Below are 7,000 nucleotides of genomic sequence, written 5' to 3' on the forward strand. Positions count from 1 at the left end.
GGGGATCAGGCGGGCGTGGCGGCGTTCATGTTGTGTGGTCGACATAGAATGCCAGATTTTTTCGATAGGCCGGCAACTGACACTTGCTAAGGCGCCCGGACATCACGGTGAGCTCACTTGCCATCACGTCGGATGATTTTCCATCGCGTCTTGCCAGATGGGCAAGATCGAACAACTCCCCGTACTCTTTCACACACTGTCGCGCCGATCCTGTCGGCCGATGCGTAGTCGACGTTTCGACGCGGGCCATGCGGCCGCCGACACCAAGCGCCAACACTGTCCCGGCAATCAGCATTGCCGACGCACCGGTTTTGCATAACAGTTTGTAATGCGATTTAAAACGTGGATATCCGAGTTTCACGCTGCGTTGCCTTCCCGTCATTCTCCGGCTGATTCGCATAACCTCGCTACCAGTCATGCCTTGCACGTTATCGCTCATGACCAGTGCGCCGGTACCCAGACGTTGCCGACCCAGTGCGCCGGTATCCACACTACAGGGCGAGCCACAGGCGTCATGTAGACAACGCGCGGTGCAACATACACGGCCGGCGGCGGGGGCGGTATGTAGACAACCGGAGGAGGGGGCACATAGGCGACAGGCGGAGGCGGCACATACACGACCGGGGGCGGCGGTACATATACGGCCGCGGGCGTAACTACCACGGGCTTGGGCGCGACGACGACCGTCGTGCTGCCCGTGGTGACGACGCCCGTGGTGGTAACTACTCCGCTTGTTGTCACGGTGTTGCCGTGTGTACCTGTTGCGCTTGTGGACGTCGTGACAACGCCCGGCGCAACCCGCGTCGCCGTACCTGAGTGATAGACGCTCCCACCATCCGAACCGGTCACCGTGCCCGAACGGGAGCACGACGCGCCCGCACAATTCGTCGATGCCGAATGGTCGACTGTGTTGCCGTTCGATCCGGTGATCGACCCGGACGACGAATACTGGCCCGGAGCGGTTCTGGTCACGTCGCCGGATGTGGAGGCGGTCTTTCCGTCCGGGCCGGTGAGGGTGCCGGTGTGTGAGCAACTGCCGCCCGCGCAGTTGGTGTCGCCGGCGTGTTGCACCGAGTTGCCATAGCGTCCGGTCGCGGTGCCCGAATTCGAAAACTCTCCCGGCGCGTTGCGGGTAACAGTGCCCGTGTTGGACGCGAAGCCTCCGTAAGGGCCAGCGACGCCGCCAGCATGCGAGCAGCTGCCGCCGCCGCACGAGCCGTATCGGGCGCCGTTATACGTGCCACGCGATGTGTACGCGGTGCCGTGTTGCGACCAGGCGAAAGCTGAAACGCTGCTGAGGGCAAGCATGGCGACGGTTGCAGCGAGCACGAGCTTGCGCAGGGCGCCACGTACGGACGCGGTGGTCGCGGCAAACGTAGGAGCGGCGGCGGTCAGGGGGGCGAACGAATGGGTATTCACACTATCTCCTTTGTGGTTCAGGGCCACTTCCTGCACTGCGGCGTGGCGATGAACGGACTATAGGAGTGCGCGTAATTTTAATCATCAACGAAGATATGTCACGCGGTGTCACCGTGGCGGAGGCCCGCCAGACGGGCGTTTCCGAGCGGACGAAACGGGTCGTGACATATTTCGACATGAATTGTTGCGAGCCGAAACACAGCACCGGTGCGCGTGGTGTTGAGGCATTTTTCTAACGATGAATATGACAAGCATAGCTAAGCTTGATCTCAGTAATTTTTAGCAAAGAGTGCAACGGTGCTTCTGGGTTTTCCGCAGACGACACATCCCGAGCCGGCGTCTTCATGCGACTGATCGAACGGAAGACAGCGGATAGTCACGTTCAAAGCCTCCTTCGCCCAACTCTCGCAAGCCTTATCGCCGCACCAGGCCGCTAAGGCGAAACCCCCGCGAGCATCAGTCTGTTGTTCGACTTGCGGTCTAAAAAAATCCTCGAAGTCGCTTTTATGTGAAATCGTGCGCGTGTTTTCGGAGCGAAACTGTCGCGCGCGCTCGAAGCATCCGCGCTGGATCTGGTCAAGCAATGACATGATGGTTTCAGGAAGATCCACGAGCGAAACCGACATTTTTTCGGACGATTCACGATCACGTCGCGACAACGTGACAGAATCACTTTCCTTATCTCTGAGACCGATTTCGAGTCGGATAGGAACCCCTTTTTTGATCCACGCCCATTGTTTCTGACCGCCGCGTGATTCCCTGCGATCGATCTCAACGCGAACTCTTCTGTCGGAGAAACGCAGGGAGCGCAATCGGCTCGCTACCACGTCGACATATTCATCCACCACGGCTCTCGCGTCTTCCGCTCGATGGATCGGCAAGATAACCACTTGAGCGGGAGCGATACGCGGCGGCAAGACAATGCCGTCGTCGTCGCCATGCACCATGATCAGCGCACCGATCAATCTCGTGGACGTACCCCAGGATGTGGTCCAGGCGAATTGCCTGGTTCCTCGTTCACGCCCCTGAAACTCGATGCCGGCGGCCTTGGCGAAGTTCTGTCCAAGGAAATGCGACGTCCCTGCCTGCAGCGCCTTGCAATCACCCATCATCGCTTCAATGGCGTATGTTTCGATGGCGCCAGGAAAGCGTTCGCTGTCGCTTTTTACACCCCGGATAACCGGTATGGCCAGATAGTCTTCGACAAAGCGTGTGTAGATATCGAGCATCCGGGTTGCCTCTTCGCGCGCTTCAGATTCCGTTTCGTGCGCTGTATGTCCTTCCTGCCAGAGAAATTCGCTAGTCCGCAAAAACAGGCGCGTACGCATTTCCCAGCGGACTACATTGGCCCATTGATTGATCAATAAAGGCAGATCGCGATAACTCTGAATCCATTTGGCGAACATGACCCCAACGATCGTTTCGGATGTGGGGCGAATGATCAGCGGCTCCTCAAGTTCGGCCGCGGGATCGGGAATCAGCGACCCATCTGCCGCATGGATCAGTCTGTGATGCGTAACGACGGCACATTCCTTCGCGAAACCGTCGACATGTTCCGCCTCTTTCTCAAGCAGCGACTTAGGAATAAGCAGCGGGAAATAGGCATTGCGATGCCCTGTTTCCTTGAACATATCGTCAAGCTCGCGCTGCATGTTTTCCCAGAGCGCATGCCCCCACGGCTTGATGACCATGCAGCCGCGAACAGGGGAGTTTTCTGCTAGCTCCGCTGCATCAACCACTTGTTGATACCACTCTGCGTAGTTCTCCGCTCTCGTCGGAGAAATGGCATTTTTCTTCATTGTGTTTATCACTCACCTGGCTATGTGAAGGCGAAAGAAGGCCTGAGAAAGGGCAAAAAAAAACCGCCTCAGAAGGCGGTTTGTTTGAGCAGCATACGGACGCGCGCTAACCCACCGCTGGTGAACCGGTGTAGAAAACTGGCGGGAACTGTGCGCTGATCTGTTTCATGACTTTATGATCTGTGTTTTTTCAGACGATGTCAACGGTGGAGGGTCGCCAATGAATACCCCAGCACTGTTCACGTTCACCCAGCGCTTTGCCAGGGCAAAAGTGCGGAGTGATCCTGACGATTAGTCGACCGGACACCATCGGCCAGAATCCGGACACACAATGGCCCTTGCGCCGTTTACCCAGATTTGCTCTTCGTCGAGTTGCAGCGAGGTCGAAGGGTCGACGTCGAACGTAACCTTAAGCGCGTCCCCAACATGGGTATCTTCGACAGGAAGCTCCCAAGTCAGGAATATCTGGGTGCAATCCCGGTCGGGCGCAAAGTCGGCCGCATTAAAGCCGCTGCTGCCGCGTTGAATGACGCCATGAGGCTGGCCGGTATCGAATATCACAACGGTACCTCGGGTCAGGGGAATTCGATGACCCATAGAGGGAAAATGCAGATCCAGGCCCTTGTCTTCGCTCATGAATAGATTGCAAAAGGCCGCACCGCCATATTGCGCACCGTCGTGGTGGTACCTGGCTCCCCGGCAGGTCATGAGAGCTACGTCGCTTGCGGCAAGCACGTCACCCAGTCCAAGCTCGCACGTCCAGTCGGATGCCGCTTGGACGCAACGCTTGTAGTCCGGCCAGCGCACTAGCGCTCGAGCCAAAGGCATTGCCTCGACGTCCCCGGCTTCCAGGTCCATGTGCGACGATATCTCCCTTTCCCAATCTGCAAGCAGGCGTGCAGGGGGCACGGGCACGTCGACCGTGCCTGTTAGCACCCTGTCGCTTACGCGTCGACTGCGGATGACCTCGCCACTCCAGAAATAGGAAGTGAGCAGGTCTCGCACTGGATGCTGTTGAGGAGGGTGATTCATCTGGACCATCGTAATAAGGCTGCCTGTGGAAGCAGCGCGCGATTTTCTCGTCGCTTGTCAGTGGGCGCTGACGGAGATTGTGAACGATGCCGGAGTTCCGTAGACAAATTTTATCGGCAATATTTTGAGTATGGCGGGTTTGTCAGAGCTGGCGATTCGCGCGAGATAGTGCTTCTACCGAGGTTACGTATCAGCGCACTGGAAGGCGTGCGAGCCGCTGTCCTGGCTGGGCTCGGCGTGGCGGTGGCCAGCGAATGAATCTTCATCGAGTGGCTCGACGACGGGGGCAGCGAGGCTCTGGCCGACTGGACCATGCCGTCGCTCGACCTGCGGGCGGTACTGCCTGGCGCGCGGCCCACTAGCTGTAAGGCGCGGGCTTTTATTGCCTTTGCGGAGGAACAGCTGAAAATGACACGATACGGCGTACGCTGTCGCGTAATTGAATTTGCCCTATGCGCTGCGCAAGCAAATGCGCGGTGAGCCTTTCATAGATATCCCGTGGCGCAAACTTGGCTGGCTCACGCAGCGTTCCTGACTTGTTCGGCGTTGAGGCCGAATTGGCGCGCGATGGAATGCAGCCTGTCGCCCCATTCCCAGACGCCGAAGATGTCATGTACATTTTGCAGGCAGCTCAGCAAGCAGACCGTCTGCGGGTCGTACACGTTGATCTTTGAACGCAGCAGTGCTTTTTTCAGCGCAGCGACCCCCGTCTCCATGTAGGCAGGCACTTCACTTGGTTCCTCGTTGACGCAGCGGACGGGGATCCCTTCCATCGCCGTCACGTAGTCGCGTGGTTTGATGAAGTTGCCGACTGGGCAGCCGCCGCAGTAACCACGGTATGCGCCGCCGCCGCGTGGCAGGAGCGCTGCCTGACGCTGCTGAAAAAGATGTTTCACCGCCTGATCGAAAATGGCTTGATGGCTTAAAAACTCGAGGTTCATTCAGTTCTCCTGATGCACGCTTTGCGCCGTAGCCGGTTGCTCCGTTGTGGCCAAGCGGTTCCTTGTAGCGGTGGGCGTTGTCAGGGATGCGCGGAAGTGTGACTCCCATTGCCTGAGATCGCTTTCCGGAGGTAATCCGCCCGCGGGTTCTATCGATATCAAGTGATAGGGCGTTAGTGCGACTCGAGGGCATCGAGTCGCACTTGCGCAATTTCGCCCGGATGCTCGCAGTGGTATATATCGAAAAGCTGTGAGCATAGCTGGGCAAGTGAAGCAAGGCCCACGGCCTGGTCTGCGTGCTCGACCTCGCCTGCGCTGAGCACGTCATCAAGAAGAGGAGCGAGACGGCGCAATCGCACAAACGTAGCGGCATCCAGTTTCATTTTGGACCTCCTTAAGGTCGGGCGGCGGAGCGCGCCATGAGTCAACCAGCGCTTCGGCGATGCTTCACTATTGAGAACTCGAACACCTTATGCTCACGCCAGCGTGCGTCACATGCCTGTGCGGGCCTTGATCAGCTCGCTGGCCAGAATCATTGCATCCCCGTTGAGCGGTATCGCCCGTCCGCGGCTTCGAGGCCGGTAGACCGAGGCGCCCAGGCCGATATATTTGCCGGATACGGCGCAACGACCCGGCGAGCCAGCGCGGCTCGGCGCCCAGACCTGCTCTCCGTAATAACACAGCGTCGGGTCGTGCCAGCACAGCGCGAAGAGCGAATTGGGCAGTTCCTCCACGACGGTCACAGTAAAGGTGCGCACGTCGCCGCCGCCCGCCTTCCGCGGACGATTCGGCACGCCGGCAGAGGTGGCCCGACCGTGCAGGTCCGGAGAATTCCGCATCGGGTCTGGCGGGGAAGAAAACTGGCGGATGGCTGCGAGCGTCGTTGCCCAAGGGTCCGGACCCGTCGGCGACGAAGTGCCGTAAGCGGACTTTGACTTGGCGAGCCGGCCCGTCCGATGCGGCAACGGACGACGGTTTGAAGGCAGCGCGGAGGCAATAGACGTATCGTGAGTGCCATTCTCGGAGAGGATGTCAGAAGTCGTATCGGGTTCGGCGTTCAACATCGTGTTCCTCTCTTTCGCGAAGAGCGAAGCAGTAATCAAACGAATGGGTGTGGTCGAATGCCCCATCACTTGCAGTTACTGAATACATATTGCGGAAAGGTCGACAGTGCGGCGATAGATGCTCCGGCCGAGCCACGGCACGAACGTGTACTCGGCATACGCGTTGCTTCCGATATGTATCCAGCTATTCAGGACTGCTGACACGATGATTCCTTGACGAGGAGAAAAATGGACCGGTCGAAGGCAGCCGAAGAGGGCGCGTTGCCGCAGGCTGAACCGTGCGTTTCGCTGTCTCGATGAGAGAAGAGTAGGTTTTGCCGCGGCGCATATCTACTCTACGGTGGGATATACCGATGCCGCGTTAGCGTTACTTGCTTATACGGACGTATAACCGCGGGGAACCGCCCCGGGAATTTTGGAGCTTCTTTGGATAAAGTAACGCGGCGGGTCGAAGCTCGCGAAGTCGCAAATAATAGGAATCGGCGGCGGAGACACTGACGGCCGACGCGGACGCGGTGCGGTCGCCATATACATTCGTATCATGTCACTGGGCGCGGTTGTAAGCTAATCTGTAAATTAAAAGACGCGCGCGGCACTCGCCGTACGGCGTTCTTTTGGGACGAGAGGGCGGGGGCCGCATTTTGGAAATTCTGCGTGTTATTTCGATTGTCGACGATGATAGAGCCTTGCGTCTTGCGTTGGGCAGCTTCCTCCGCTCGCTTGGCTGGCAGGTACGCATGTATGA

8 protein-coding genes are annotated in these 7,000 nt (G+C 58.3%); all 8 read right to left on the bottom strand.

The features are described 5' to 3' along the window. Positions 1-25: 25 nt before the first annotated feature. Positions 26-439: a hypothetical protein gene (locus JWR14_RS30930; RefSeq protein WP_299717015.1), complete on the bottom strand. Its 414-nt coding sequence runs from the start codon at positions 437-439 to the stop codon at positions 26-28. After that, positions 436-1,419, bottom strand: coding sequence for a hypothetical protein (locus JWR14_RS30935; protein ID WP_299717017.1), 984 nt, complete (start codon positions 1,417-1,419; stop codon positions 436-438). Before JWR14_RS30935 ends, JWR14_RS30930 begins: the two co-directional genes overlap by 4 nt. A 269-nt stretch (positions 1,420-1,688) precedes the next feature. Then, positions 1,689-3,218 (bottom strand): proline--tRNA ligase, encoded by a 1,530-nt coding sequence (gene proS / locus JWR14_RS30940; RefSeq protein WP_299717019.1) that lies wholly within the window; start codon positions 3,216-3,218, stop codon positions 1,689-1,691. Between the two features lie 291 nt (positions 3,219-3,509). Further along, positions 3,510-4,250 (bottom strand): hypothetical protein, encoded by a 741-nt coding sequence (locus JWR14_RS30945; protein ID WP_299717021.1) that lies wholly within the window; start codon positions 4,248-4,250, stop codon positions 3,510-3,512. 518 nt (positions 4,251-4,768) lie between these two features. Next, on the bottom strand, positions 4,769-5,191 hold the full coding sequence (locus JWR14_RS30950) for a hypothetical protein (protein WP_299717023.1): 423 nt from the start codon (positions 5,189-5,191) through the stop codon (positions 4,769-4,771). A 173-nt stretch (positions 5,192-5,364) separates the two neighbouring features. Beyond that, positions 5,365-5,574, bottom strand: a complete 210-nt coding sequence (locus JWR14_RS30955) for a hypothetical protein (RefSeq protein WP_299717025.1) — start codon at positions 5,572-5,574, stop codon at positions 5,365-5,367. A gap of 108 nt (positions 5,575-5,682) precedes the next feature. Beyond that, positions 5,683-6,255 (bottom strand): DUF3331 domain-containing protein, encoded by a 573-nt coding sequence (locus tag JWR14_RS30960; RefSeq protein ID WP_299717027.1) that lies wholly within the window; start codon positions 6,253-6,255, stop codon positions 5,683-5,685. Positions 6,256-6,794: 539 nt separating this feature from the next. Further along, a partial coding sequence (locus JWR14_RS30965; RefSeq protein WP_299717029.1) for a hypothetical protein occupies positions 6,795-7,000 on the bottom strand: 206 nt, incomplete at its 5' end.

The organism is Caballeronia sp. (genome assembly GCF_028292365.1).
Classification (GTDB): Bacteria; Pseudomonadota; Gammaproteobacteria; order Burkholderiales; family Burkholderiaceae; genus Caballeronia.